Origin of the sequence: Mesorhizobium sp. M7D.F.Ca.US.004.03.1.1 (genome assembly GCF_003998635.1) — a bacterium.
Lineage (GTDB): Bacteria > Pseudomonadota > Alphaproteobacteria > Rhizobiales > Rhizobiaceae > Mesorhizobium > Mesorhizobium loti.
Window position 1 is genome coordinate 4,976 of record NZ_RZQG01000302.1, and the last position, 1,423, is coordinate 6,398.

Below are 1,423 nucleotides of genomic sequence, written 5' to 3' on the forward strand. Positions count from 1 at the left end.
ATCGTCGGCGGCAGCGCCGGATGGATGAAGGAACGCAGCAGGCGGCTCGCGTCCTTGATCGCGGTGCCCCAGTCTGGACTTTCCGGCGCCAGGCCAAGGCCGAAATAACCGAGCGTGCCGAGCAGGATCGTGGTGTAGCCGATACGCAGGCAGGCATCGACGATCAGCGGACCGCGCGCATTGGGCAGGATCTCCCACAGCATGATGTACCAGGGCGATTCACCGCGCGTCTGCGCCGCCGCCACATAGTCGCGCGTCTTGATGTCCATCACCAGGCCACGCACGATGCGGAACACGCCGGGGCTGGAGGCGAACACCACCGCCACGAAGATGTTGAGCTGGTTGGGATCGATATGGACGATGTGCAGCGGGTCCCTGTCGAACACAAGGCCGAGGTAGATCCAGCCGCCGAGGATCAGGGTGATGCCGAGCAGGATGTAGAGTCGGTCGGGCCGGTTCTTGTAGCGCGTCCAGAACAGCACGCTGAAGAAGATGATCGGGAACAGGAAGAAGACGCCGGCCATGCCATAGGGGATCGGCGTGTCCATGATGCCCGGCGTCACCAGCAGGTAGAACAGCAGGATCACCGGGAAGGCGAGCACAAGGTTGGCCAGGAACGACAGCACGGTGTCGATCTTGCCGCCGTAATAGCCCGCGGGCAGGCCGAGCGTGATGCCGACCATCAGCGCGAAGCCGGTTGCGGCAGGCGCGATGATCAGCACGATCTGGCTGCCATAGACCATGCGCGAAAACACGTCGCGCGCCAGCTTGTCGCCGCCGAACAGATAGGTCAGCCCCGATTGCGGTTCGACGGCGCCCGGCAGCACATCCTTCATGATGGGAATCTGGGCCAGCGGATCGAAGGGCGAGATGGTCGCGGCGAAGATCGCCGTGAACAGCCAGAACAGACAGATGCCGACGCCGACGATACCGACGCCGCTGTCGAAGAGCTGGCCGTAGAGCGCCAGCTTCTTCTTGTAGGCGAAGCTCGTCCCCATGACGATGACGAGCGCGATCCAGACCGGCCAGAAGCGCGACAGCACTTCGAGAACGACGGTGAAGCCACTGATATATTGAACCGGCATCCGCTTCGCCCCCTACTGAACTCTGATACGCGGATTGAGAAACGCGTAGCCGACATCCGAAATGAGCTGCGTGATCAAGACGATGAACACCGAGACCAGCGAGCAGCCGAGCAAAAGGTCGATGTCGTTGTTACCGGCCGCCTCGACCAGCGTGTAGCCGAACCCCTGGTAGCGGAACATCACCTCGACGATGACGACGCCGGTGAGCAGCCAGGGAAACTGCAGCATGATGACGGTGAACGGCGCGATCAGCGCGTTGCGCAACGCATGTTTGACCACCACGCTGCCGAAGGAGAGACCCTTCAATCGAGCGGTGCGGATATATTGCTGCGTCATCA

The 1,423-nt window shown here is 62.1% G+C and carries 1 protein-coding gene and 1 pseudogene; both read right to left on the reverse strand.

Features of this window, described 5'->3' with window-relative positions; all coding sequences use genetic code 11:
* Positions 1–1,085 (reverse strand): annotated as a pseudogene (locus EN935_RS41465) (ABC transporter permease); the annotation flags it as partial.
* Positions 1,086–1,097: 12 nt separating this feature from the next.
* Positions 1,098–1,423: ABC transporter permease (locus EN935_RS17830; protein ID WP_164771184.1), on the reverse strand; the 326-nt coding region annotated here is incomplete at its 5' end.